This window comes from Streptomyces fildesensis (assembly GCF_016107395.1).
Taxonomy (GTDB): domain Bacteria; phylum Actinomycetota; class Actinomycetes; order Streptomycetales; family Streptomycetaceae; genus Actinacidiphila; species Actinacidiphila fildesensis.
Map to the genome: position 1 here is coordinate 725,732 of NZ_JAAIKO010000001.1, position 23,938 is coordinate 749,669.

20 protein-coding genes are annotated in these 23,938 nt (G+C 70.0%); 4 read left to right on the forward strand and 16 right to left on the reverse strand.

Features of this window, described 5'->3' with window-relative positions:
- Positions 1-21: 21 nt before the first annotated feature.
- The gene (locus C6N31_RS03285) at positions 22-1,311 is read right to left on the reverse strand and encodes a LolA family protein (protein WP_138357545.1); all 1,290 of its coding nucleotides are present in this window, start codon (positions 1,309-1,311) and stop codon (positions 22-24) included.
- 307 nt (positions 1,312-1,618) lie between these two features.
- Positions 1,619-2,698, reverse strand: a complete 1,080-nt coding sequence (locus tag C6N31_RS03290) for a CHRD domain-containing protein (RefSeq protein ID WP_138357546.1) — start codon at positions 2,696-2,698, stop codon at positions 1,619-1,621.
- Positions 2,699-2,986: 288 nt separating this feature from the next.
- Between C6N31_RS03290 and C6N31_RS03295 the strand changes: the two genes are divergently transcribed.
- The 3 genes from C6N31_RS03295 (at position 2,987) to C6N31_RS03305 (ending at position 4,932) form a co-directional block, all read left to right on the forward strand.
- Positions 2,987-3,583, forward strand: coding sequence for a hypothetical protein (locus C6N31_RS03295; protein ID WP_138357547.1), 597 nt, complete (start codon positions 2,987-2,989; stop codon positions 3,581-3,583).
- 102 nt (positions 3,584-3,685) lie between these two features.
- A complete protein-coding gene (locus C6N31_RS03300; RefSeq protein ID WP_138357575.1) occupies positions 3,686-4,177 on the forward strand; it encodes a sigma-70 family RNA polymerase sigma factor in 492 nt (163 codons plus the stop codon).
- Positions 4,174-4,932, forward strand: coding sequence for a zf-HC2 domain-containing protein (locus C6N31_RS03305; RefSeq protein WP_138357548.1), 759 nt, complete (start codon positions 4,174-4,176; stop codon positions 4,930-4,932). The genes C6N31_RS03300 and C6N31_RS03305 overlap by 4 nt, the downstream gene beginning before the upstream one ends.
- Before the next feature lie 93 nt (positions 4,933-5,025).
- Here the strand turns inward: C6N31_RS03305 and C6N31_RS03310 are convergent, their stop codons facing one another.
- Entirely contained in the window at positions 5,026-6,045 is a 1,020-nt protein-coding gene (locus tag C6N31_RS03310) for a polyprenyl synthetase family protein (RefSeq protein WP_138357549.1), read from the reverse strand.
- A gap of 307 nt (positions 6,046-6,352) precedes the next feature.
- On the opposite strand from C6N31_RS03310, the gene C6N31_RS03315 reads away from it, so the two are divergent.
- Positions 6,353-8,353 carry a CocE/NonD family hydrolase gene (locus C6N31_RS03315; protein ID WP_138357550.1) on the forward strand — a complete coding sequence of 667 codons (2,001 nt, stop codon included), beginning with the start codon at positions 6,353-6,355 and terminating at the stop codon, positions 8,351-8,353.
- 60 nt (positions 8,354-8,413) lie between these two features.
- Here C6N31_RS03315 and nuoN read toward each other — a convergent pair whose 3' ends face one another.
- Genes nuoN through C6N31_RS03380 form a run of 13 tightly spaced genes read right to left on the reverse strand, consistent with a single transcriptional unit; the run spans position 8,414 to position 23,921 of the window.
- Positions 8,414-10,060 carry an NADH-quinone oxidoreductase subunit NuoN gene (gene nuoN / locus C6N31_RS03320; protein WP_138357551.1) on the reverse strand — a complete coding sequence of 549 codons (1,647 nt, stop codon included), beginning with the start codon at positions 10,058-10,060 and terminating at the stop codon, positions 8,414-8,416.
- Positions 10,057-11,652, reverse strand: coding sequence for an NADH-quinone oxidoreductase subunit M (locus tag C6N31_RS03325; protein WP_138357552.1), 1,596 nt, complete (start codon positions 11,650-11,652; stop codon positions 10,057-10,059). The genes nuoN and C6N31_RS03325 overlap by 4 nt, the downstream gene beginning before the upstream one ends.
- Positions 11,653-11,658: 6 nt before the next feature.
- The gene (nuoL, locus tag C6N31_RS03330; RefSeq protein WP_138357553.1) at positions 11,659-13,554 is read right to left on the reverse strand and encodes an NADH-quinone oxidoreductase subunit L; all 1,896 of its coding nucleotides are present in this window, start codon (positions 13,552-13,554) and stop codon (positions 11,659-11,661) included.
- A 12-nt stretch (positions 13,555-13,566) separates the two neighbouring features.
- Positions 13,567-13,866, reverse strand: a complete 300-nt coding sequence (nuoK, locus tag C6N31_RS03335) for an NADH-quinone oxidoreductase subunit NuoK (RefSeq protein ID WP_138357554.1) — start codon at positions 13,864-13,866, stop codon at positions 13,567-13,569.
- On the reverse strand, positions 13,863-14,699 hold the full coding sequence (locus C6N31_RS03340) for an NADH-quinone oxidoreductase subunit J (RefSeq protein WP_138357555.1): 837 nt from the start codon (positions 14,697-14,699) through the stop codon (positions 13,863-13,865). Before C6N31_RS03340 ends, nuoK begins: the two co-directional genes overlap by 4 nt.
- Complete coding sequence (nuoI, locus tag C6N31_RS03345) at positions 14,696-15,259, reverse strand: NADH-quinone oxidoreductase subunit NuoI (protein ID WP_164296565.1); 564 nt, start codon at positions 15,257-15,259, stop codon at positions 14,696-14,698. The genes C6N31_RS03340 and nuoI overlap by 4 nt, the downstream gene beginning before the upstream one ends.
- Positions 15,252-16,580 carry an NADH-quinone oxidoreductase subunit NuoH gene (gene nuoH, locus C6N31_RS03350; RefSeq protein WP_138357576.1) on the reverse strand — a complete coding sequence of 443 codons (1,329 nt, stop codon included), beginning with the start codon at positions 16,578-16,580 and terminating at the stop codon, positions 15,252-15,254. The genes nuoI and nuoH overlap by 8 nt, the downstream gene beginning before the upstream one ends.
- A 26-nt stretch (positions 16,581-16,606) precedes the next feature.
- On the reverse strand, positions 16,607-19,096 hold the full coding sequence (locus C6N31_RS03355; protein WP_138357557.1) for an NADH-quinone oxidoreductase subunit G: 2,490 nt from the start codon (positions 19,094-19,096) through the stop codon (positions 16,607-16,609).
- On the reverse strand, positions 19,093-20,433 hold the full coding sequence (gene nuoF, locus C6N31_RS03360; protein WP_138357558.1) for an NADH-quinone oxidoreductase subunit NuoF: 1,341 nt from the start codon (positions 20,431-20,433) through the stop codon (positions 19,093-19,095). Before nuoF ends, C6N31_RS03355 begins: the two co-directional genes overlap by 4 nt.
- A complete protein-coding gene (gene nuoE, locus C6N31_RS03365) occupies positions 20,430-21,305 on the reverse strand; it encodes an NADH-quinone oxidoreductase subunit NuoE (RefSeq protein ID WP_138357559.1) in 876 nt (291 codons plus the stop codon). The genes nuoF and nuoE overlap by 4 nt, the downstream gene beginning before the upstream one ends.
- Entirely contained in the window at positions 21,302-22,636 is a 1,335-nt protein-coding gene (locus tag C6N31_RS03370) for an NADH-quinone oxidoreductase subunit D (RefSeq protein WP_138357560.1), read from the reverse strand. The genes nuoE and C6N31_RS03370 overlap by 4 nt, the downstream gene beginning before the upstream one ends.
- On the reverse strand, positions 22,636-23,370 hold the full coding sequence (locus C6N31_RS03375; protein ID WP_138357561.1) for an NADH-quinone oxidoreductase subunit C: 735 nt from the start codon (positions 23,368-23,370) through the stop codon (positions 22,636-22,638). Before C6N31_RS03375 ends, C6N31_RS03370 begins: the two co-directional genes overlap by 1 nt.
- On the reverse strand, positions 23,367-23,921 hold the full coding sequence (locus C6N31_RS03380) for a NuoB/complex I 20 kDa subunit family protein (RefSeq protein WP_138357562.1): 555 nt from the start codon (positions 23,919-23,921) through the stop codon (positions 23,367-23,369). The genes C6N31_RS03375 and C6N31_RS03380 overlap by 4 nt, the downstream gene beginning before the upstream one ends.
- Positions 23,922-23,938 lie beyond the last annotated feature (17 nt).

Consider the following 23,938-nt stretch of genomic DNA (forward strand, 5'->3'; position numbering starts at 1 on the left):
CGGCCGGGCGGACGAAGGGGCTTACTTGGCAGCCGCGTTGGCGGCCTTGAGCAGAGCGTCCTGGTTGACAGCACCGACGTACACGGTGCCGTTGTCGGTGATCAGGGCGTTGACGAGCCGGGTGGAGAAGACCGTGCCGGAACCGAACCTTCCGGTGACGTGCTTGCCGAAGCTGTCGATCAGCCCCTGCACGTTCTTGTCGTTCCGGCCGCGCCCGGACTGCGATCCGGAGTCGGACCCGGGCAGGGCGCCCTTGGGCGCCTTGATCTCGGCGACCGCATTCCAGTCCGCGCCCAGGACGTTCAGGCCTTCGAGGGCGGACGCGCCGTCCTTGCCCGCCCGCTTGTCGTTCAGCGCGGCCCCGTCGGCCTTGTCCTCCGTCACCTTGGCGCCCTTGGGCGGGGTGAACTGGAAGGTGCCGGCCTCGGGCTTGCCGAAGTCCACCTTGGTGAAGCCGATGTCGATCGCGGCCTTGCCACCGGTCTTCGGCGTCAGCGTGAACTTCAGCGGCACCCCGGTCGACGCGTCCACCGCGACACGGATCGTGCCGACCGTGGAGTCGCCGCCCTTGGGCTGGACGAGAAGCTGGTAGGCGTTGCGCCCGGCGACCTTCGCCGTGCCGTCGACGGAGACGGACGTGTGGGGGCCCGCCGCCTTGAGCGCCTGCTGGGCCGCGGCCTGCGGGGTGCTCGGGAAGTCGTCGGGCAGCTGCTTGGCGTGATCGGTGCCGGCCTTGCCCGCGGACTTCGGCAGCGTCGAGTGGTACGCCTGGTTGGACGAACTGTCGTACGCCCAGACCTGGTCACCGTTGTGGATGACGCTGTACTCGGCGGCCTTCTCGATGATCGAGACGCGCTGCTTGTCCGGTCCGTCGGCCGCGATGTGCAGCGTGTGGCTGCCGGCCAGCAGCTGGGTGAGCTGCGCCTTGGGGTCGGCGGCGGAACCGCTGCCCTTGCGGCCCTTGCCGCTGTCGTCCCCGCCCGCACCGCCGAAGGGGCTGCCGCCGCCGGTGGCGCCGCCGAGGAAGGACGGCAGTCCGAGGTCTGTGGTGATCTTGACCGAGCCCGAGACCGTCTGGGTGTCGGACGCGGCTATCTTCGTCAGCAACTGCTCTGCCGTGATCTTCGGCAGATCGGGGTTACCGGAGTCGGCGAGAGCCGGGACGAGGCTGATGGTCGCCGCCGCCACCCCCGCCACCGCGACAGGGACCGCGTACCGCATCGCCTTGCGGCGACCTGGACCTCTGCCCTCTCCCCCGGTGCCTCCGGTGTCTCCCGCTTCCGGGACCTGCGTCGGTTGGATCCGTGCCATTGCGTTCCTACCTCCGTCGTCAGCGGCGGCCACGATGCCGTGCACTCGTCCACCTCTCGGGTCCATTGTCACCCGATCCGCCCCTGAGGTGGTGATACCAATCCCACCAAACCGGAAGCCCCAGCACATCAGCCGCCGGGAGCAACCCTGTGTACGCCCCCGGGATGACGAACCCCGAGGGCGTACACGGGTCGGTGGAACGCCCGGAGGTACCGGAGAGCCCGGCGGGGGCCCCGTTCGGAGGCATTCGCACCCGTTCAGCCGGGTTCGGCCGGCCCTCCGGCGCCCAGGAGCTCAGGGGCAACCCTCACTTGCCGATGAAGAGGTAGTCGGCGCGGTAGTCCACCCCGACCCTGGGGGTCTTGTACGGGTCGCAGCTGCCGGCCGGGGCCACGCCGCCGGCCGTGTTGAGCCGCAGGATCTCCTGGGTGCCGGCGAGCACGCCGTCCCGCTTGCCCGACTGGGTGGCCCGCAGGTCCAGCTCGGGGATGTTGCCCTGGCCGTTCGGCGTCCTGGTCAGGACCGCGCCGGTGACCGCGCTGCCGTCGGGGGCGATCCACTGCGGCGGACCGGCCGCGGGCCGCACGAAGGAGTGTTCGATACCGGCGCCGAGGTGCGCCTTCACGTTGTCCTGGGTGAACGCGTACCCGCCACCCGGCTGCTTGGTGCACGCGTAGATCTGCTGGCCCTTGACCACGGAAGCCTGCAGGTCGGAGAGCGCCTTGGAGAAGTCGATCGACGAGCTGAGCGCGTGCAGCTGGCCGCGGACCGCACCTCCCGGGAACTCGGCGGTGTGCAGATTGGCGTAGAAGCCGCCCGGGTTCGTCCGCAGGTCGGAGAGGAGCTTCGCGTCGTCGACGGTGACCGAGCCGGTCACCGAGTAGACGCTGCCGGGCAGCTTCTCGGCGAAGAACGGGATCTTCACACCGCCGTTGCTACCGGCGGCGCCCTGATGGATGTGCGCGGCGGTGGGCGGGGCGATGCCCTTCCACTTCATGGCGAACGAGACCTGGTTGCCCTGGATCTTCAGGAACTCCACGGCCTTGCCGTCCTTGTCGCCGACCGCGGGGCCGTTCGCCACCGGCACCTCGTTGGCACCGGTCAGACTCGCCACGAAGTAGACGGCCTTGCCGCGGTCGGCACCGCCGCTGCTCCCGCCGCTGCCGCTCTGCGTGCTGATGCTGTCGTCGCCCCATCCGGCCGACCCGGGCATCGCCATCGACGCCATGGAGCTCATGTCGTGGCCCGCGTTCCCGTTCCCGGCCGCGTTGCCGTCCGCGGAGGCGGGCAGCACGGCCAGCGAGACGCCGCCCGCGACCGCGGCGGCGGTGACGGCGAGCGCGATCGCGGTGCGACGGTTCCCGATGCGGTTCCTGATGCCGTTCATGAAAAGTCCTCCCCTGTGGCCGGTGCCCCACGCCCCGGCGTCTCAGGGGTTCATACGCGCCCTCCGGCGGCCGTCGCTCAACGCGGAAGTGCGGTGAGAATCACGGCTCCGGCGTTGAGTCGGACGGGAGCCGTTTGCGTATACCGCACAATCGCCGGGCCAGGATGGGTTGTTGAGCGAATCTCCCAAAACTTTTTTCGCGGATCGTTGAGTGGGCGGGCGCGGCCGCTGCGTATGGATGGAGGCGAACGTCGCAGCATCCACGCACTGCCACCAGGGGGAACCGCCATGTCCAAGTCCATTCGCACCAGCCGTATCCGTCTCTTCGCCGCTTCCGGAATCGCGGTTCTCGCGCTCGCCGTCACCGCCTGCGGCCCGACGGACTCCGACGCGTCGGGTGCGCAGGACCAGCCCTCGACGCCGCCGGCCACCTCGCAGCCGGGCTCGCAGCAGCCCGCGGGCAAGCCCGCAGCGCAGCAGCCCGCGCCCACCGGCGCCCTGATCGCCGCGAAGACCCCGTCCTTCGCCGCGATGGTCACCGACGACCAGGGCCGCACGCTCTACCGCTTCGACAAGGACACCGCGCACCCGTCGGCGTCGAACTGCTCGGGCGACTGCGCCGTGAAGTGGCCGCCGGCCCTCGCCAAGGACAGCGTGACCGTGACCGGCATCGACAAGAGCCTGGTCTCCACCGTCACCCGCGCCGACGGCAGCAAGCAGCTCACCCTCGGCGGCTGGCCGCTCTACCGCTTCGCCAAGGACACCAAGGCCGGCGACACCCTCGGTCAGGGGGTCGGCGGGACGTGGTTCGTGAGCAGCCCGCAGGGCAAGAAGGCGGCGAGCAGCGCCGGCATGAGCACCGGCGGCGACACCTCCGGATACTGATCCGGATACTCATCCGCTGTTGATCAATCCCCAGACGGTCTCGACCTGGAGGATCGGGTGCGGAAGGATTCGCCCGTGGCCACGGAACCGAGCGAAGAGCTGATGCGGACGCTCTACAAGGAGCACGCAGGACCCCTGCTCGCCTATGTACTGCGGCTGGTCGCGGGGGACCGGCACCGGGCCGAGGACGTCGTGCAGGAAACGCTGTTGCGCGCCTGGCGCAACAGCGACCAGTTGGAGCGCGCCACCGGATCCGTCCGTCCCTGGCTGGTGACGGTGGCGCGCCGGCTGGTCATCGACGGCCATCGCAGCCGGCAGGCCCGCCCCCAGGAGGTCGATCCCGGCCCCCTGGAGCTGCTGCCTGCCCAGGACGAGATGGACAAGGTGCTCCGGTTCATGACCATCTCCGACGCGATGGCCGATCTGACGGCCGCCCACCGGCAGGTGCTCGCCGAGACCTATCTGCGGGGGCGCACCGTCGAGGACGCCGCCGCGGTGCTCGGCATACCCGCCGGAACAGTGCGGTCGAGGATCTTCTACGCGCTGCGCTCGCTCAAACTGGCGCTCGAGGAACGAGGAGTGACGACATCATGACGTCGCCGCAGGAGCAGCACGCGGACGTGGGGGCGTACGCCCTCGGGCTCCTCGACGACGCGGACGCCACCCGGTTCGAGACACATCTGGCCGGCTGCGAGCTCTGCATGGCGGAACTCGACTCGCTCGCGGGCCTCGAACCCCTGCTCGCCGAGTACGCGGCGGCGACCCCCGGCCCCGGCGCGTTCCTTCCCGTTCCCGGCAGTACCGACGACGCCCTGCTGGGCCGGCTGCTCGACGAGGTCGCCGAGGTCCGCGCCAGGACGCGGCGCCGCCGGATGTTCCTGGTCGCGGCCGCCGCCGTCCTGATCATCGGCGGCCCGCTGATCGCCGTCCAGGCCACCTCCGGCGACAGGACCTCGGCGGTCGCCGAACATGCCCACGGCGGGCCCGCCGAGGACGCCTTCAACCTGATACCGGCCTCCGCCAAGGTCTCCGGCACCGACCCCGCCACCAAGGTCAGCGCCACGATCGGCGTCGAGAAGAAGGCCTGGGGCAGCCACGTCGTCCTCCAACTCGGCAACGTGAAGGGCCCGCTGCGCTGCAGCCTCGTCGCCGTCGGCAAGAACGGCGACCAGCAGACCGTCACCACCTGGGCGGTCGGCCCCTGGGGATACGGCATCCCCGACAGCCCGCACGAAACCGCGCGCACCCCGCTCTACATGCACGGCGGCGCGGCCATGCAGCCGAACGAGGTCGACCACTACGAGGTGCGGACCCTGGACGGCAGAACGCTGGTGGACGTCAAGGCGTGAGATCCCCTCGCGGGGCCGGTGCGAGAACGGCCGTCGAGCGCCTCAGGCGTTCGACGGCCGTTCGGGTGTCCGCGGCTGAAGCGAGGGCGGGGGTCAGCCCGCGCGGTACACCACCGCGTCGCACAGGCCCTCCAGGGCCTGCTTCGCGGCACAGTCCGGGAGCGGGGCGAGGGTGGCGCGGGCTTCGTCGGCGTACCGGACGGTGTCGCGGCGGGCCTGCTCCAGCGCCGGGTGGGCGCGCAGCAGGCGCAGTGCCTCGGCGTGCCGGTGGTCGTCGGTGAGGTCGCCCGCGAGGAGGTCGACGAGGTGGCGGTCGGCCGGGGAGGCCGAGCCGTTGGCCGCGGCGACCCGGGTGCGCAGATGCAGCACCGGGAGGGTGGGGATGCCTTCGCGCAGGTCGGTGCCGGGGGTCTTGCCCGACTCGTGGCTGTCGCTGGCGATGTCGAGGACGTCGTCGGCGAGCTGGAAGGCGGTGCCGATGCGCTCGCCGTACTGGGTGAGGATGTCGACGACCGACTCGTCCGCGCCGGACATCATGGCCCCGAAGCGGCAGGAGACGGCGATGAGCGAGCCGGTCTTCCCGCCGATCACGTCGAGGTAGTGGTCGATCGGGTCGCGGTCGTCGGCCGGTCCCGCGGTCTCCAGGATCTGGCCGGTCACCAGCCGCTCGAAGGCCTCGGCCTGGACGCGGACGGCCTCGGGGCCGAGGTCGGCCAGTATGTGCGAGGCGCGGGCGAACAGGAAGTCCCCGGTGAGAACGGCCACCGAGTTGTCCCAGCGGGCGTTGGCACTGGGGACGCCGCGGCGTACGTCCGCCTCGTCCATGACGTCGTCGTGGTAGAGCGTCGCGAGGTGGGTGAGCTCCACGACCACCGCGGCCGGCACGATGCCCGGCGCGTTCGGGTCGCCGAACTGGGCGCCCAGCATGACCAGCAGCGGCCGGAACCGCTTGCCCCCCGCACGGGCCAGATGGCGCGCGGCGCCGGTGATGAAGGGGACGTCGCTCTTGGTGGCCTCCAGGAGGCCCTCCTCCACGGCAAACAGCCCGGCCCGGACGTCGGCTTCGAGAGCCTCGTCCCGCACGCTCAACCCGAACGGCCCGACGACGTTCACGAGGGGTACTCCATTCGCTGAGATGGCGTCTGAGGGGTGGCACTGCTTACACGGGCAGCGTAGCCGGTCCCCTCTCGATCTTTGCCGGGGCATCGCCCCTATATGGCCGGGACAGGTCATACACATCAGGCCGTTCGGGATCTTGCCTCATATGATCCGTATTGATGCCATTTATTCCGACCGATCGGGAGGCCTATCTCGCCCTGGCTGCGCCGCACGAGGCACCCCGTCCCACGGAAACCGCCCGCTGACCCGCACACCGACCCCGTCCACCGATCCGCCGCCGACGTCGAAGGGAGCCCCGCCGATGCGCATCCGTACCGATTTCCCCTACACGACCTTCGTCGAGGACGTCCGGATCCCGCTGCCCGACGGCACCCGGCTGTACGCGCGCATCTGGCGGCCGTACGCCGACGAACCGGTGCCCGCGCTGCTGGAGTACCTCCCGTACCGGCTGTACGACTGGACGGCGCCGCGCGATTCGCAGCGGCACCCCTGGTACGCGGGTCACGGCTACGCCTCCGTGCGGGTGGATGTACGGGGCCACGGCAACTCCGAGGGGCTGCCGGGCGACGAGTACGACGCCGCGGAGCTCGCGGACGGCGTCGCGGTCGTCGAATGGCTGGCCGCGCAGTCCTGGTGCACCGGCCGGGTCGGAATGTTCGGCATCTCCTGGGGCGGCTTCAACAGCCTGCAGATCGCCGCGCTCGCGCCACCGGCCCTCCAGGCCGTCGTCACCGTCTGCTCCACCGACGACCGCTACGACAACGATGTGCACTACATGGGCGGCTCGGTCCTCGCCGTCGACATGCACGCCTGGGCCGCGACGATGCTCGCCTTCGTCTGCCGGCCGCCCGATCCCACGGCGGTCGGCGACAGCTGGCGGCAGATGTGGCTCGAACGGCTCGAAGCCGTCGATCCGTTCATCCATACGTGGCTCGGCCACCAGAGCCGTGACGCGTACTGGCAGCACGGCAGCGTGTGCGAGGACTACTCCGCCGTCAAGGCGGCCGTCCTCACCGTCGGCGGCTGGCACGACCCGTACCGGGACACCGTGCTGCGCCTTGTCGAACATCTGGACGCACCCGTCCGCGGGTTGATCGGCCCCTGGTCCCACCAGTACCCCGACCGGGGGCGGCCGCCCGGGCCCGCCATCGGCTTCCTCCAGGAGACACTGCGCTGGTGGGACCACTGGCTGAAGGACAAGGCCACGGGGGTGATGGACGATCCCCTGCTGCGCGCCTGGATCAGCGAGTCGCACCCGCCGGCCACGGTCTACGACGAACTGCCGGGCCGCTGGGTCGGCGAGGACAGCTGGCCGTCGCCCGCCGTCACCTACACCCCGTACGCGCTGCCCGGCGGCCCGGTGCGGGTCGACTCCCCGCAGCACACCGGGATCGACGCCGGCCGCTTCTTCCCGTTCGGCAACGACGCCGACCTGCCGCCGGAGCAGCGCGAGGAGGACGGCCGCTCGGTCTGCTTCGACTCCGCGCCGCTCACCGACCGTGTCGAGGTCCTCGGCCGCCCCCGGGTCCGGCTGCGGCTGCGCTGCGACGCGCCGCGCGGCCAGGTCATCGCCCGGGTCTGCGACGTGGCCCCGGACGGCTCCTCCACGCTCGTCACCCGTGGCGCCCTCAACCTGCTGGCGCGGCACGGCCGGGACCGGGCGGTGGAGTGGACCCCGGGCCACACCGAGGACATCGCGTTCGAGCTCAACGGCATCGGCCACGCGTTCCCGCACGGCCACCGCATCCGGCTCGCCCTGTCCTCCGCCTACTGGCCGTGGATCTGGCCGCACCCGCAGCCCGAGCACGCCTCCGGCTTCACCATCGAGGCTGCCGACAGCGCCCTCGACCTGCCGGTCCGCGCCCCGTCGCCGTCCGCGATCCCGCTGTACTTCGAGGAACCGGAACAGGCTCCACCGCTCCCCGTGATCTTCCCCGGCGCACCCGAGCCGCGCCCCGAACGGCTCGTCACCCGCGATGTCGCGACCGGTGCCTGGCAGCTGGACGTCGACCCGCGCCACGGCGGTACCCGGATCTACCCCGACGGCCTCGAATTCACCGAGGACGCCCTGGAGACCTACCGCATCGAGTCCGGTGACCCGCTCTCCGCCGCCACCCGCTCCCTGTGGCACGTCCGGCTGCGCCGCCCGGACCTCGGCTGGGACGTCAGCGTCGACACCAGATCCGAGATCCAGGCGGACGCGACGCACTTCGTCACCTTCAACGAGGTCACCTGCCACTCCGGCGACGAGACCGTCTTCCACCGCACCTGGAACCGCCGCATCCCGCGCACGGCGGGCTGAAACGAGGAACGGCCGCCGAACGCCTGAAGCGTTCGACGGCCGTTCCCGTGGTGTCGTTGTTCAGCGGACGAAGACGCCCGCCTTGTCGGCGAGGTCCAGGAAGTACTGCGGCATGACGCCCAGCGCGAGCGTCACCGCCACGCCGATGCCGATGGCCGTGGAGGTCCAGGCGCTCGGGACGGCGACGGTGGGGCCGTCGGGCTTCGGTTCGCTGAAGAACATCAGCACGATCACGCGGATGTAGAAGAACGCGGCGATGGCCGAGGAGAGCACACCCACGATGACCAGCGGCATCGCGCCGCCCTGGGCCGCCGCCTTGAAGACCGCGAACTTTCCGGCGAAGCCGGAGGTCAGCGGGATGCCCGCGAAGGCCAGCAGGAACACCGCGAAGACCGCCGCGACCAGCGGCGAGCGGCGGCCGAGGCCGGCCCAGTGGGACAGGTGGGTGGCTTCGCCGCCCGCGTCGCGGACCAGGGTGACGACGGCGAAGGCGCCGAGCGTCACGAAGGAGTACGCCGCGAGGTAGAAGAGCACCGACGAGACGCCGTCCGGCGTGGTGGCGATGACACCCGCGAGGATGAACCCGGCGTGCGCGATCGACGAGTACGCCAGCAGTCGCTTCACATCGGTCTGGGTGACGGCGACGATCGCGCCGACCAGCATCGTCAGGATCGCGACGCCCCACATCACCGGCCGCCAGTCCCAGCGCATGCCCGGCAGGACCACGTACAGCAGCCGCAGCAGCGCGCCGAAGGCGGCGACCTTGGTGGCGGCGGCCATGAAGCCGGTCACCGGGGTCGGGGCGCCCTGATAGACGTCCGGGGTCCACATGTGGAACGGCACGGCGCCGACCTTGAACAGCAGCCCCATCGCGACCATCGCGGTGCCGATGAGCAGCAGCGCGTCGTTGCCGGTGGTGGCGGCGAGCGCCGGGGTCATCTTGGCGGTGCCGTCGACGACGGCGGCGATGCCGGAGTACGAGACGGTGCCCGCGTAGCCGTAGAGCAGCGCGATGCCGAACAGCAGGAAGGCCGACGAGAAGGCTCCCAGCAGGAAGTACTTCATCGCGGCTTCCTGCGACATGAAGCGCCGGCGGCGGGCCAGCGCGCAGAGCAGGTACAGCGGCAGCGAGAAGACCTCGAGCGCGACGAAGAGCGTCAGCAGGTCGGACGCGGCCGGGAAGATCAGCATGCCGCCGACCGCGAAGAGCAGCAGCGGGAAGACCTCGGTGGTGGTGAACCCGGCCTTGACCGCGGCCTTCTCGGCGTCGCCGCCGGGAACGGCGGAGCCCTGGGCGGCGAAGGAGTCGACCTTGCGACCGTGCGCCTTCGGGTCGAGCCGGCGTTCCGCGAAGGTGAACACCGCGACCAGCCCGACCAGCAGGATCGTGCCCTGCAGGAAGAGCGCGGGGCCGTCGACGGCGACGGCTCCCATGGCCGCGACATGCGCCTTGGTGGTGCCGTAGCCCCTGGCCGCCAGCGCCACCACGGCGGCGAAGGCGGCGGCGAGGCCGATGACGCTGACCGCGATCTGTCCCAGGTAGCGGGACTTACGGGGCAGGAACGCCTCGACGAGGATCCCGACGACGGCTGCCCCGAAGACGATCAGGACCGGCGACAGCTGGGTGTACTCGATCTTCGGGGCGGGGATCTTGTCTGCGGCGGGGGCCGCCATTGTCCACAGGCTGTGGACGGCTGTTCCGCTCACTTGGTCGCCTCCAGCGCGGGCTTGGGGTCGGTCTTGTGCACGTCGGAGAGCGTCTGGCCGACCGCCGGATTGACGATGTCCGTGAGCGGCTTCGGGTACACGCCGAGGAAGAGCAGCAGCGCGATCAGCGGAGCCACCACGGCGATCTCACGGACCTTGAGGTCCTTCATCCCCTCGACGCCCGCCTTCACCGGCCCGGTCATCGTCCGCTGGTACAGGACGAGGACGTAGAGCGCGGCGAGCACGATGCCGACGGTCGCGATGATGCCGAGCGCCGGGTAGCGGCTGAACGTGCCGACGAGCACCAGGAACTCGGAGACGAACGGGGCGAGCCCCGGCAGCGACAGCGTCGCCAGTCCGCCGATCAGGAAGGTGCCCGCGAGCACCGGCGCCACCTTCTGCACACCGCCGAAGTCGGCGATGAGCCGCGAGCCGCGCCGGCTGATCAGGAAGCCGGCCACCAGCAGCAGCGCGGCGGTCGAGATCCCGTGGTTGACCATGTAGAGCGCGGCGCCGCTCTGTCCCTGGGTGGTCATCGCGAAGATGCCCATGATGATGAAGCCGAAGTGCGAGATGGACGCGTAGGCGATCAGCCGCTTGATGTCGCGCTGGCCGACGGCCAGCAGGGCACCGTAGATGATGCTGATCACCGCGAGCACCAGGATCACCGGCGTCGCCCACTTGCTGGCCTCCGGGAAGAGCTGGAGGCAGTAGCGCAGCATCGCGAAGGTGCCGACCTTGTCGACGACCGCGGTGATGAGCACCGCGACCGGCGCGGTCGACTCCCCCATCGCGTTCGGCAGCCAGGTGTGCAGCGGCCACAGCGGCGCCTTCACCGCGAAGGCGAAGAAGAAGCCGAGGAAGAGCCACCGCTCGGTGGAGGAGGCCAGGTCGAACTTGCCGGCCGCGCGCGCCTGGAGGATCTCCTGGAGCGAGAACGTGCCGTGCCCGAGCTGGTCGGCACTGGCCGCGTACAGCCCGATGACGGCGGCCAGCATGACGAGGCCGCCGACCAGGTTGTAGAGCAGGAACTTCACGGCGGCGTACGAGCGCTGCTTGGCCGCCTCGTCGTCGCCGTGCTCGTGCGCCTGGTCCCCGAAGCCGCCGATGAGGAAGTACATCGGGATGAGCATGGCTTCGAAGAAGATGTAGAAGAGGAAGACGTCGGTGGCCTCGAACGAGACCACCACCATCGCCTCGACGGCCAGGATCAGGGCGAAGAAGCCCTGGGTGGGCCGCCAGCGGCGGTTGGGGTTCTTGTCTTCGAGGGGGTCGGCGTCGTGCCAGCCCGCCGCGATGATGAACGGGATCAGGAGCGCGGTCAGCGCGACCAGCGAAACGCCGATGCCGTCCACGCCGAGTTCGTAGCGGACCCCGAAGTCCTTGATCCACGCGTGGGACTCGGTGAGCTGGTAGCGCTCACCGCCCGGTTCGAACCGGACGAGGACGATCACGGCCAGTACGAACGTCGCGACCGAGAAGCCCAGCGCCGACCACTTGGCGACGGTGCGCTTCGCGGCCGGTACGGCGGCGGTGGCGATCGCGCCGACCGCCGGAAGGGCGGCCGTGACGGTAAGGAGGGGAAAGGACATGAGTTATCAGACCGCCCTCATCAGGAGAGTCGCGGCGATCAGGACCGCCGTGCCACCCAGCATCGACACCGCGTACGAGCGGACGTAGCCGTTCTGCAGCTTGCGCATGCGGCCGGAGAGGCCGCCGACCCCGGCGGCGGTGCCGTTGACCGCACCGTCCACCAGGGAGTGGTCCAGGTAGACCAGGCTGCGGGTGAGGTGTTCGCCGCCCCGGACCAGCACGACGTGGTTGAAGTCGTCCTGGAGCAGATCGCGCCGGGCGGCGCGGGTCAGCAGCGAGCCGCGCGGAGCGACGGCCGGTACGGCCCTGCGCCCGTACATCAGCCAGGCCAGCGCGACCCCGATGACCAGCACGACCATCGTGCCGGCCGTCACCGTCGTGGCGCTGAGGGGCGAGTGCCCCTCCTCGTGTCCGGTGACCGGCTCCAGCCACTTCAGGAAGGAGCTGTTCAGACTGAACAGCCCGCCCGCGAAGACCGAGCCGAAGGCCAGCACGATCATCGGGATGGTCATCGACTTGGGCGACTCGTGCGGGTGCGGCTCGTGGCCTTCCGCGTCGGCCTCCCAGCGCTTCTCGCCGAAGAACGTCATCAGCATCACGCGCGTCATGTAGAACGCGGTGATCGCGGCACCCAGCAGGGCCGCGCCGCCGAGGATCCAGCCCTCGGTGCCGCCCTTGGCGAAGGCCGCCTCGATGATCTTGTCCTTGGAGAAGAAGCCGGACAGACCCGGGAAGCCGATGATCGCCAGATAGCCGAGGCCGAACGTGATGAACGTGACCGGCATGTACGTGCGCAGGCCCCCGTACTTCCGCATGTCGACCTCGTCGTTCATGCCGTGCATGACCGATCCGGCGCCGAGGAAGAGCCCGGCCTTGAAGAAGCCGTGGGTGACCAAGTGCATGATCGCGAAGACATAGCCGATCGGGCCGAGCCCGGCCGCCATGATCATGTAGCCGATCTGCGACATCGTCGAGCCCGCCAGGGCCTTCTTGATGTCGTCCTTCGCGCAACCGACGATCGCACCGAACAGCAGCGTGACCGCGCCGACCGTGACCACCGCTACCTGCGCGTCCGGGGCACCGTTGAAGATCGCGCCGGACCGGGTGATGAGATACACGCCCGCCGTCACCATCGTCGCCGCGTGGATCAGGGCCGAGACCGGGGTCGGGCCCTCCATCGCGTCGCCGAGCCAGGACTGCAGCGGCACCTGGGCGGACTTGCCGCACGCGGCGAGCAGCAGCATCAGGCCGATGGCCGTCAGCTTGCCCTCGCTCGCGTCGCCCGCGTGCGCCAGCACCGGCTGGAAGCTGAACGTCCCGAAGGTCGTGAACATCAGCATGATCGCGATGGACAGACCGACGTCACCGACACGGTTGACGAGGAACGCCTTCTTCGCCGCCGTGGCCGCGCTCGGCTTGTTCTGCCAGAAGCCGATCAGCAGGTACGAGGCGAGGCCGACGCCCTCCCAGCCGACGTACAGCAGGAAGTAGTTGTCCGCGATGACCAGCAGCAGCATCGCCGCCACGAACAGGTTGAGATAGCCGAAGAAGCGGCGGCGCCGCTCGTCGTGCTCCATGTACCCGATCGAGTAGATGTGGATCAACGTGCCCACACCGCTGATCAGCAGCACGAAGGTCATCGACAACTGGTCGAGCTGGAAGCCGATGTCGGCCTGGAAGCCGCCGACCGGCACCCAGCTGAACAGGTGCGAGTACATCGCGCGGTCTTCGCCGCTCTTGCCGAGCATGTCGAAGAAGAGCACGGCGCCGATACCGAAGGACACCGCCGCGAGGATCGTGCCGAGCCAGTGGCCGATACGGTCCAGCCGGCGGCCGCCGGTCAGCAGGATCGCCGCGCCGAGCAGCGGTACCGCGACGAGCAATCCGATGAGGTTCTCCACTGTCGCTACCCCTTACAGCTTCATCAGATTGGCGTCGTCGACCGAGGCCGAGTGCCGGGAGCGGAACATCGTCACGATGATCGCGAGCCCGACCACGACCTCGGCGGCGGCGACCACCATCGTGAAGAAGGCGATGATCTGGCCGTCGAGGTTGCCGTGCATCCGGGAGAAGGTGACGAACGCCAGGTTGCAGGCGTTCAGCATCAGCTCGACGCACATGAAGACGATGATCGCGTTGCGCCGGATCAGCACCCCGGCGGCGCCGATGGTGAACAGCAGCGCGGCCAGGTACAGGTAGTTGACCGGATTCACTTGCTCGCCTCCTCTGGCGCTGTGACCTCGGGCGCGGACCGTTCCAGCCAGCTCTCCGAGCGCTGTTCCAGCTCGGCGAGATCGGCCAGGGCCTCGTTCGACACATCACGGATCTGGCCGCGGTCCCGCAGCGTGGCGCTGACCGACAGGTCCGAGGTGGTGCCGTCCGGCAGCAGGCCGGGGACGTCCACCGCGTTGTGCCGGGCGTAGACGCCGGGTGCGGGCAGCGGCGGCACCTGGGTGCCCGCGCGGACCCGCGCGATCGACAGCTCGCGCTGCGTGCTGCGCTCCTCGGTCCGCTCGCGGTGCGTCAGCACCATCGCGCCGACGACCGCCGTGATCAGCAGCGCGCCGGTGATCTCGAAGGCCCAGACGTACTTGGTGAAGATGAGCCGCGCCAGGCCCTCGACGTTGCCGCCCGCGTTCGCCTGGCCGAGGCCGGCGAAGGTGTCGAGCGAGGCGTTGCCGATGCCCGCGATCAGCAGGATCCCGAAGCCGAGACCGCATCCCGCGGCCAGCCAGCGCTGGCCCTTCAGCGTCTCCTTCAGCGAGTCGGCGGCGGTGATGCCGACCAGCATGACGACGAAGAGGAAGAGCATCATGATCGCGCCGGTGTAGACGACGATCTGGACGACCCCGAGGAAGTACGCGCCCTGCGCCAGGTAGAAGACAGCCAGGATGATCATGGTCCCGGCCAGACAGAGCGCGCTGTGCACCGTCTTCTTGCTCAGTACGGTGCCCAGCGCACCCAGCACGGCGACGACGGCGAGCACCCAGAACTGGAACGCCTCACCCGTCGAGGTGGTGGAAGCGGCGGCGGCGAACGTGCTCACGCCTCCACCTCCTTCTCCGCAGGAGTGCGCTCCTGGGTGACGGTGCCGGGCGCGGCCTCACTGACCAGTCCCCGGTAGTAGTCCTGCTCGTCGGTGCCGGGGAAGATCGAGTGCGGTGCCTCGACCATGCCCTCCTCCAGGCCGGCGAGCAGCTGCTCCTTGGTGAAGATCAGCGACTCACGGCTGCTGTCGGCGAGTTCGTACTCGTTGGTCATCGTCAGCGCCCGGGTGGGGCACGCCTCGATGCACAGCCCGCACAGGATGCAGCGGGCGTAGTTGATCTGGTAGACGCGGCCGTAGCGCTCACCCGGGGAGTAGCGCTCCTCCTCGGTGTTGTCCGCGCCCTCCACGTAGATCGCGTCGGCCGGGCAGGCCCAGGCGCACAGTTCGCAGCCGACGCACTTCTCCAGCCCGTCCGGGTGCCGGTTGAGCTGGTGCCGGCCGTGGAAGCGCGGCGCGGTCGGCTTCTTCTCCTCGGGGTACTGCTCGGTCAGCCGCTTCTTGAACATGGCCTTGAAGGTCACGCCGAAGCCCGCGACCGGGCCCAGGAACTCAGGCATCGTCGGCCTCCTTGTCATTGTCCGGGGTGTCCGGGGCACCGACGAGCTGCGGCTCGCCAAGGCTGCGGCTGCGACGGCGCGGCACCGGTGGCAGCGTCTGCCCCGGCAACGGCGGTACGGGGAAGCCGCCCGCCATCGGATCGAACGGTTCCGGCGGTGCCGCGGCGGCTTCCGCCTCGTCCTTCTTCCGCCCGCGGTCGCGGAACACATCGACCACGAGGGAGATCAGCAGCAGGCCGACGACGGCCCCGCCGACGTACAGCACGATGTCGCGCAGGCCGTAGTTCTCGTTCCGCATCGCCCGGACGGTCGCGACCAGCATCAGCCAGACCATCGAGACCGGGATGAGGACCTTCCAGCCCAGCTTCATGAACTGGTCGTAACGCACCCGCGGCAGCGTGCCGCGCAGCCAGATGAAGAAGAACAGCAGCAGCTGGACCTTGACCGTGAACCAGAGCATCGGCCACCAGCCGTGGTTCGCGCCCTCCCAGAAGGTGCTGATCGGCCACGGGGCCCGCCAGCCGCCCAGGAAGAGGGTGGTCGCCACCGCCGAGACCGTCACCATGTTCACGTACTCGGCGAGCATGAAGAGCGCGAACTTGATCGACGAGTACTCGGTGTTGAAGCCGCCGACCAGGTCGCCCTCCGACTCCGGCATGTCGAACGGTGCGCGGTTGGTCTCACCGACCATCGCCACGATGTAGATCAGCAGCGAGACCGGCAGCAGCACCGCGAACCAGCGGTCGTGCTGCGCCTCGACGATCGCCGAGGTGGACATCGACCCGGAGTAGAGGAAGACCGCCGCGAAGGACAGCCCCATCGCGATCTCGTAGGAGATCATCTGGGCCGAGGCGCGCAATCCGCCGAGCAGCGGGTACGTCGAGCCGGAGGACCAGCCCGCGAGCACGATGCCGTAGATGCCGACGGACGCGGTGGCCAGGATGTACAGGACGCCGATCGGGAGATCGGTGAGCTGCAGCGCGGTGCGGGTGCCGAAGATCGACACCTCGTTGTCGGCCGGGCCGAAGGGGATCACCGCGAAGGACATGAAGGCGGGGATCGCCGCGACGATCGGCGCGAGGATGTACACCACCTTGTCCGCGCGCTTGACGATGATGTCTTCCTTCAGCATCAGCTTGATGCCGTCGGCGAGCGACTGGAGCATGCCCCACGGGCCGTGCCGGTTGGGGCCGATGCGCAGCTGCATCCACGCCACGACCTTGCGCTCCCAGACGATCGAGAACAGCACGGTCAGCATGGCGAAGGCGAAGCAGAAGACCGCCTTGAGGAGGATCAGCCACCACGGATCGGTGCCGAACATCGACAGATCTTCGGCGGAGAGGTTGTTCACTGGGCCACCTCCGTGGCAGCGGCGCCGACCTTGACGACCTGGCCGGGCAGCGCGCCGGTATCGCTGGCGACGCCCCCGCCCGTGGAGTTCAGCGGCAGCCACACCACCCGGTCGGGCATCGGAGTGATGCGCAGCGGCAGCCGTACCGAACCGGCGGGCCCGGAGACCTCGGTGAGGTCGCCGTTGGCGAGCCCGGCCTCCGCGGCGGTCGCGGCCGACAGCCGCACCACCGCCTCGTGCCGGGTGCCGGCCAGCGCGTCGTCGCCCTCCTGGAGCTTGCCCTGGTCGAGCAGCAGCCGGTGCCCGGCGAGCACCGCCTCGCCCGCGGCGGGCACGGGCAGCGTCCGGGACGTCTCCAGCGGCTGGGAGGCGTGCGGCCCGTCCCAGGGGGAGAGCCGGTTCAGTTCGGTGCGGGCGGCGCGGACGTCGCCCAGTCCGAGGCTGACGCCGAGCGCGTCGGCGAGCATCGTCAGGACCCGGGCGTCCGGCAGCTGGTGCCGGTTGACGACCTGGTCCGGCTTGATGGCCGCGTCGAACAGCCGAGCCCTGCCCTCCCAGTTGAGGAAGGTGCCGGCCTTCTCGGCGACCGCGGCCACCGGCAGGACGACATCCGCCCGGTCGGTGACCTCGGAGGGCCGCAGTTCCAGGCTGACGACGAAGCCGACCGCGTCCAGCGCGAGCCGGGCGCGGGCCGGGTCCGGCAGGTCCGCGACCTCGACGCCGCCGACGACCAGCGCCGCCAGCTCGCCGCTCGCGGCCGCCTCGACGATCTGGCCGGTGTCGCGCCCGAAGCGGTGCGGGAGTTCGGCCAGTCCCCAGACCCGGGCGACCTCGTCGCGGGCCCGCGGGTCGGTGACCGGCCGGCCACCGGGCAGCAGCCCCGGCAGCGCGCCCGCCTCGACCGCTCCGCGCTCACCCGCGCGGCGCGGGATCCACGCGAGCTTCGCGCCGCTCGCCGTGGCGAAGCGGATCGCCGCGGTCAGCGCGCCGGGTACGGCGGCCAGCCGTTCGCCGACCAGGATCACCGACCCTTCGGCACGCAGCGCCTCGGCGGCCTTCTCGCCCGCCTCGTCGAGACCGACACCGCCGGCGAGCGCGTCCAGCCACTCGGGCTCGGTGCCGGGTGCGGCGGGCAGCAGCGTGCCGCCCGCCTTCGTCAGGCCACGGGTCGCGAACGGCGCCAGTGCGAAGGTCCGCTGGCGCCGCTTCTGGTTCGCTTTGCGAAGCCGGAGGAAGATCCCCGGAGCCTCCTCCTCGGCCTCGAGACCGACGAGCAGGACGGCCGGCGCCTTCTCCAGCGTCGTGTACGTGATGCCGTCGCCGTCCAGGTCCCGGCCGCGTCCCGCCACCTGCGAGGCCAGGAAGTCGGCCTCCTCGGCGCTGTGCACGCGGGCCCGGAAGTCGACGTCGTTGGTGTCGAGGGCGACCCGCGCGAACTTGGCGTAGGCGTAGGCGTCCTCGACGGTCAGCCGGCCGCCGGCCAGTACCGCGGTGCGGCCGCCGGCCGCCGCGATCCCGGCGGCCGCGGCCGCCAGTGCCTCGGGCCAGCTCGCCGGCTCCAGCTCACCGGTCTCCTTGTTACGGAGCAGCGGGTGCTTGAGGCGGTCGGGGCGCTGTGCGTAGCGGAAGCCGAAGCGCCCCTTGTCGCACACCCATTCCTCGTTGACCTGGGGGTCGTCGGCGGCCAGCCGCCGCATGACCTTGCCGCGTCGGTGGTCGGTGCGCGTCGCGCAGCCGCCCGCGCAGTGCTCGCAGACCGACGGCGACGACACCAGGTCGAACGGCCGGGACCGGAAGCGGTACGCCGCCGAGGTCAGCGCGCCCACCGGACAGATCTGGATGGTGTTGCCGGAGAAGTACGAGGCGAACGGGTCGCCGTCGCCGATTCCGACCTGCTGGAGGGCGCCGCGCTCGATGAGCTCGATGAACGGGTCGCCCGCGATCTGCTCCGAGAACCGGGTGCAGCGCGCGCACAGCACACAGCGCTCCCGGTCCAGCAGCACCTGCGTGGAGATCGGCACCGGCTTCTCGTACGTGCGCTTCTTGCCCTCGAAGCGGGTGTCCGCCTGGCCGGTGCTCATCGCCTGGTTCTGCAGCGGGCACTCGCCGCCCTTGTCGCAGACCGGGCAGTCCAGCGGGTGGTTGATGAGCAGCAGCTCCATCACCCCGCGCTGCGCCTTCTCGGCGACCGGCGAGGTGAGATGGGTCTTGACGACCATGCCGTCGGTGCACGTGATCGTGCAGGACGCCATCGGCTTGCGCTGGCCCTCGACCTCGACGATGCACTGCCGGCAGGCGCCGGCCGGGTCGAGGAGCGGGTGGTCGCAGAACCGCGGGATCTCGATGCCCAGCAGCTCCGCCGCACGGATCACCAGGGTCCCCTTGGGGACCGAGAGCGCGACGCCGTCGATCGTGACGGCGACGAGATCCTCCGGCGGAACCGCCGCCTCTCCCCCTCCGGAGGGGGCAGACGTGGTGACTGTCATGCGTTCACCTCCAGGTGAGACGTTCCGGCGTCGGCCCATACGGTCGAGGCGGCCGGGTCGAAGGGGCAGCCCTTGCGCTCGATGTGCTCCTCGTACTCCTCGCGGAAGTACTTGAGGGAGGAGAAGATCGGGCTGGCGGCGCCGTCGCCGAGCGCACAGAAGGACTTGCCGTTGATGTTGTCGGCGATGTCGTTGAGCTTGTCGAGGTCGGACAGCTTGCCCTTGCCGGCCTCGATGTCCCGCAGCAACTGGACCAGCCAGTACGTGCCCTCACGGCACGGCGTGCACTTGCCGCAGGACTCGTGGGCGTAGAACTCCGTCCAGCGCGTCACCGCCCGCACCACGCACGTCGTCTCGTCGAAGCACTGCAGCGCCTTGGTGCCGAGCATGGAGCCGGCGGCGCCCACGCCCTCGTAGTCGAGCGGTACGTCCAGGTGCTCGTCGGTGAACATCGGGGTCGACGAGCCGCCGGGGGTCCAGAACTTCAGCCGGTGGCCCGGCCGGATACCGCCGCTCATGTCGAGCAGCTGGCGCAGCGTGATGCCGAGCGGGGCCTCGTACTGGCCGGGGCTGACGACGTGCCCGGACAGCGAGTACAGCGTGAAGCCCGGGGACTTCTCGCTGCCCATCGACTTGAACCAGTCCTTGCCGCGCTGCATGATCGCGGGCACCGAGGCGATGGACTCGACGTTGTTGACGACGGTCGGGCAGGCGTACAGGCCCTCGACCGCCGGGAACGGCGGGCGCAGCCGGGGCTGGCCGCGGCGTCCTTCGAGCGAGTCCAGCAGCGCCGTCTCCTCGCCGCAGATGTACGCGCCGGCCCCGGCGTGAACGGTCAGCTCCAGATCGAAGCCGCTGCCCTGGATGTTCTTGCCGAGGTAGCCGGCCTCGTACGCCTCGCGCACCGCCTCGTGCAGCCGGCGCAGCACCGGGACGACCTCGCCGCGCAGATAGATGAAGGCGTGGTTGGAGCGGATCGCGTGGCAGGCGATCACCATGCCCTCGATGAGCGAGTGCGGGTTCGCGAACAGCAGCGGGATGTCCTTGCAGGTACCCGGTTCCGACTCGTCGGCGTTGACGACCAGGTAGTGCGGCTTGCCGTCACCCTGCGGGATGAACTGCCACTTCATACCGGTCGGGAAGCCGGCGCCGCCACGGCCGCGCAGTCCGGCGTCCTTCACATACGCGATGACGTCGTCCGGCGGCATCGCGAGGGCCTTGCGCAGGCCCTCGTAGCCCTCATGACGGCGGTAGGTGTCGAGCGTCCACGACTGCGGGTCGTCCCAGAAGGCCGACAGGACAGGGGTGAGCAGCTTCTCGGGCGACACGGTCATCATTTGCCCTCCTCGCTCTCAGGTCCTGCCGGGTTGGCGGGGTCCGACACGGCGGTCTCCTGCGGTGCGTCGTGCGAGCTGGCGTGCTCGGCGGGGCTGGGCTGCCCGGGGGTGCCCGACGGCGCGGCCGGCGTCTCGCCCTGCGGCGGTACGGACGACCGGCGGGCCGGCTGTCCGGCGTCCGGGCCGGGCAGTGCCTCGCCGCGCGACAGCCGCAGTCCCGCGAGCGACGCGGGGCCGGCTCCGCCGGTGGCCTCGACGGCGCCGGGGCGCTCGTCGGGGAAGCCTGCGAGGATGCGGGCGGTCTCCTTGTACGTGCACAGCGGTGCGCCACGGGTCGGCCGCACCTCGCGGCCGGCGATGAGGTCGTCGACCAGCTGCTTGGCGGAGCCCGGTGTCTGGTTGTCGAAGAACTCCCAGTTCACCATCACCACCGGGGCGAAGTCGCAGGCCGCGTTGCACTCGATGTGCTCCAGCGTGACCTTGCCGTCCTCGGTGGTCTCGTTGTTGCCGACCCCGAGGTGCTCCTTCAGCTCGTCGAAGATGGCGTCGCCGCCCATCACCGCGCAGAGCGTGTTGGTGCAGACCCCGACCTGGTAGTCGCCACTGGGCTTGCGCCGGTACATGGAGTAGAAGGTCGCGACCGCGGTGACCTCGGCGGTGGTGAGGTCGAGCTGCTCCGCGCAGAACCGGACGCCGGTGCGGGTGACGTAGCCGTCCTCCGACTGCGTCAGGTGCAGCAGCGGCAGGAGCGCGCTGCGGCTGCCGGGATAGCGGGCGATGATCTCCTTCGCGTCCGCCTCCAGCCTGGCGCGTACATCGGCCGGATAGTCGGGCGCGGGCATCTGCGGGATGCCCAAAGACACGTCGGTCATCGGTCGACGCCTCCCATCACGGGGTCGATGGACGCCACGGCCACGATGACGTCGGCGACCTGGCCGCCCTCGCACATCGCCGCCATGGACTGCAGGTTGGTGAAGGACGGGTCGCGGAAGTGGACCCGGAAGGGGCGGGTGCCGCCGTCGCTGACGACATGCACGCCCAGCTCGCCCTTGGGCGACTCCACCGCGGTGTACGCCTGGCCCGGCGGAACCCGGAAGCCCTCGGTCACCAGCTTGAAGTGGTGGATCAGGGACTCCATCGAGGTGCCCATGATCTTCTTGATGTGGTCCAGGGAGTTGCCCAGGCCGTCCGGGCCGAGCGCGAGCTGCGCGGGCCAGGCGATCTTCTTGTCCTCGACCATCACCGGTCCTGGGGCCAGCTTGTCCAGGGCCTGCTCGACGATGCGCAGCGACTGCCGCATCTCCTCCAGGCGGACCAGGAAGCGGCCGTAGGAGTCGGCGGTGTCCGCCGTCGGGATCTCGAAGTCGTAGTTCTCGTAACCGCAGTACGGCTGCGCCTTGCGCAGGTCGTGCGGCAGGCCGGCGGCGCGCAGGATCGGGCCGGTGGCGCCGAGCGCCATGCAGCCGGCCAGGTCCAGGTAGCCGACCTCTTCCATCCGGGCCTTGAAGATCGGGTTGCCGGTGGCGAGCTTGTCGTACTCGGGAAGGTTCTTGCGCATCTTCTTCACGAGCTCGCGGATCTGGTCCACCGCGCCCGGCGGCAGGTCCTGGGCGAGGCCGCCCGGCCGGATGTACGCGTGGTTCATCCGCAGCCCGGTGATGAGCTCGAAGACGTCCAGGATCAGTTCACGGTCGCGGAACCCGTAGATCATGATCGTGGTGGCGCCGAGCTCCATACCGCCGGTGGCGATGCACACCAGGTGCGAGGAGAGCCGGTTCAGCTCCATCAGCAGCACGCGGATGACGCTGGCCCGGTCCGGCACCTGCTCGGTGACGCCGAGCAGCTTCTCGACCGCGAGGCAGTACGCCGTCTCGTTGAAGAACGGCGTGAGGTAGTCCATGCGCGTCACGAACGTGGACCCCTGGGTCCACGTCCGGTACTCCATGTTCTTCTCGATGCCGGTGTGCAGGTAGCCGATGCCCGACCGGGCCTCGGTGACCGTCTCGCCGTCGATCTCCAGGATCAGCCGGAGCACACCGTGGGTGGACGGGTGCTGCGGCCCCATGTTGACGATGATGCGCTCGTCGTCGGACCTGCCGACGGTCTCGGCCAGCTCGTCCCAGTCGCCACCGGTGACGGTGAAGACCCGGCCTTCGGTGGTGTCGCGTTCTTCCGCCTGAGCGGGTGCGTGGTGAGTGCTCATCAGGAGTACGACCTCCGCTGGTCGGGAGCCGGGATCTGGGCGCCCTTGTACTCGACGGGGATGCCGCCGAGCGGGTAGTCCTTGCGCTGCGGGTGGCCGGGCCAGTCGTCCGGCATCATGATCCGCGTGAGGGCCGGGTGGCCGTCGAAGACGATGCCGAAGAAGTCGTACGCCTCACGCTCGTGCCAGTCGTTCGTCGGGTACACCGGGACGATCGACGGGATGTGCGGGTCGCTGTCGGGGGCGCTCACCTCCAGCCGGATCAGCCGGTTGTGCGTGATCGAACGCAAGTGGTAGACGGCGTGCAGCTCACGGCCCTTGTCCTCGGGGTAGTTCACCCCGCTCACGCCCGTACAGAGCTCGAAGCGCAGCGCCGGATCGTCGCGGCAGGTCTTCGCGACCTGCACGAGGTGCTCGCGGGCGATGTGGAAGGTCAGCTCGTCACGGTCGATGACGGTCCGGTCGATCGCGTTGGAGGGGAGCAGTCCCTGCTCCTCCAGCGCGCCCTCCAGCTCGTCGGCCACCTCGTCGAACCAGCCGCCGTAGGGGCGGTGGGCCGGGCCTGGCAGCCGGACGGTCCTGACGAGGCCGCCGTAGCCGGAGGTGTCGCCACCGTTGTTGGCACCGAACATGCCCTTGCGGTGACCGATGACCTCGCCGGCGTCGTCGCGCTGGCCGGGGAGGTTGTCGGTCTGCAGGTCGCGGTCGGGGTTGGTGCCGTTGGCGTCTGTCACCGCAGCAGCCCCTTCATCTCGATCAGCGGGAGCGCGTTGAGTGCGGCGGACTCCGCTTCGCGGGCCGCCTCCTCACGGTTCACGCCGAGCTTCTCGCCCTGGATCTTCTGGTGGAGCTTGAGGATGGCGTCCATGAGCATCTCGGGCCGGGGCGGACAGCCGGGCAAATAGATATCAACGGGGACAATGTGGTCAACACCCTGCACAATGGCGTAATTGTTGAACATTCCACCCGAAGAAGCGCAGACCCCCATGGAGATGACCCACTTGGGATTCGGCATCTGGTCATAGACCTGCCGCAGCACCGGCGCCATCTTCTGGCTGACCCGGCCGGCCACGATCATCAGGTCCGCCTGCCGCGGCGAGCCACGGAAGACCTCCATACCGAAACGGGCCAGGTCGTAGCGCCCGGCCCCGGTCGTCATCATCTCGATGGCACAGCAGGCCAGGCCGAAGGTGGCCGGGAAGACCGACGCCTTACGCACCCAGCCCGCGGCGGACTCCACCGTGGTCAGCAGAAATCCACTCGGCAGTTTTTCTTCGATACCCATGCGTTGGCCCCTTGTCC

Excerpts from the sequence above, each read along its gene's own strand:
- C6N31_RS03285 (WP_138357545.1), bottom strand. The coding sequence starts at position 1,311 with ATGGCACGGATCCAACCGACGCAGGTCCCGGAAGCGGGAGACACCGGA.
- C6N31_RS03290 (WP_138357546.1), bottom strand. The coding sequence starts at position 2,698 with ATGAACGGCATCAGGAACCGCATCGGGAACCGTCGCACCGCGATCGCG.
- C6N31_RS03295 (WP_138357547.1), top strand. The coding sequence starts at position 2,987 with ATGTCCAAGTCCATTCGCACCAGCCGTATCCGTCTCTTCGCCGCTTCC.
- C6N31_RS03300 (WP_138357575.1), top strand. The coding sequence starts at position 3,686 with ATGCGGACGCTCTACAAGGAGCACGCAGGACCCCTGCTCGCCTATGTA.
- C6N31_RS03305 (WP_138357548.1), top strand. The coding sequence starts at position 4,174 with ATGACGTCGCCGCAGGAGCAGCACGCGGACGTGGGGGCGTACGCCCTC.
- C6N31_RS03315 (WP_138357550.1), top strand. The coding sequence starts at position 6,353 with ATGCGCATCCGTACCGATTTCCCCTACACGACCTTCGTCGAGGACGTC.
- C6N31_RS03325 (WP_138357552.1), bottom strand. The coding sequence starts at position 11,652 with ATGTCCTTTCCCCTCCTTACCGTCACGGCCGCCCTTCCGGCGGTCGGC.
- nuoI (WP_164296565.1), bottom strand. The coding sequence starts at position 15,259 with ATGCCTGAGTTCCTGGGCCCGGTCGCGGGCTTCGGCGTGACCTTCAAG.
- nuoH (WP_138357576.1), bottom strand. The coding sequence starts at position 16,580 with ATGTTCGGCACCGATCCGTGGTGGCTGATCCTCCTCAAGGCGGTCTTC.
- C6N31_RS03355 (WP_138357557.1), bottom strand. The coding sequence starts at position 19,096 with ATGACAGTCACCACGTCTGCCCCCTCCGGAGGGGGAGAGGCGGCGGTT.
- nuoF (WP_138357558.1), bottom strand. The coding sequence starts at position 20,433 with ATGATGACCGTGTCGCCCGAGAAGCTGCTCACCCCTGTCCTGTCGGCC.
- nuoE (WP_138357559.1), bottom strand. The coding sequence starts at position 21,305 with ATGACCGACGTGTCTTTGGGCATCCCGCAGATGCCCGCGCCCGACTAT.
- C6N31_RS03370 (WP_138357560.1), bottom strand. The coding sequence starts at position 22,636 with ATGAGCACTCACCACGCACCCGCTCAGGCGGAAGAACGCGACACCACC.
- C6N31_RS03380 (WP_138357562.1), bottom strand. The coding sequence starts at position 23,921 with ATGGGTATCGAAGAAAAACTGCCGAGTGGATTTCTGCTGACCACGGTG.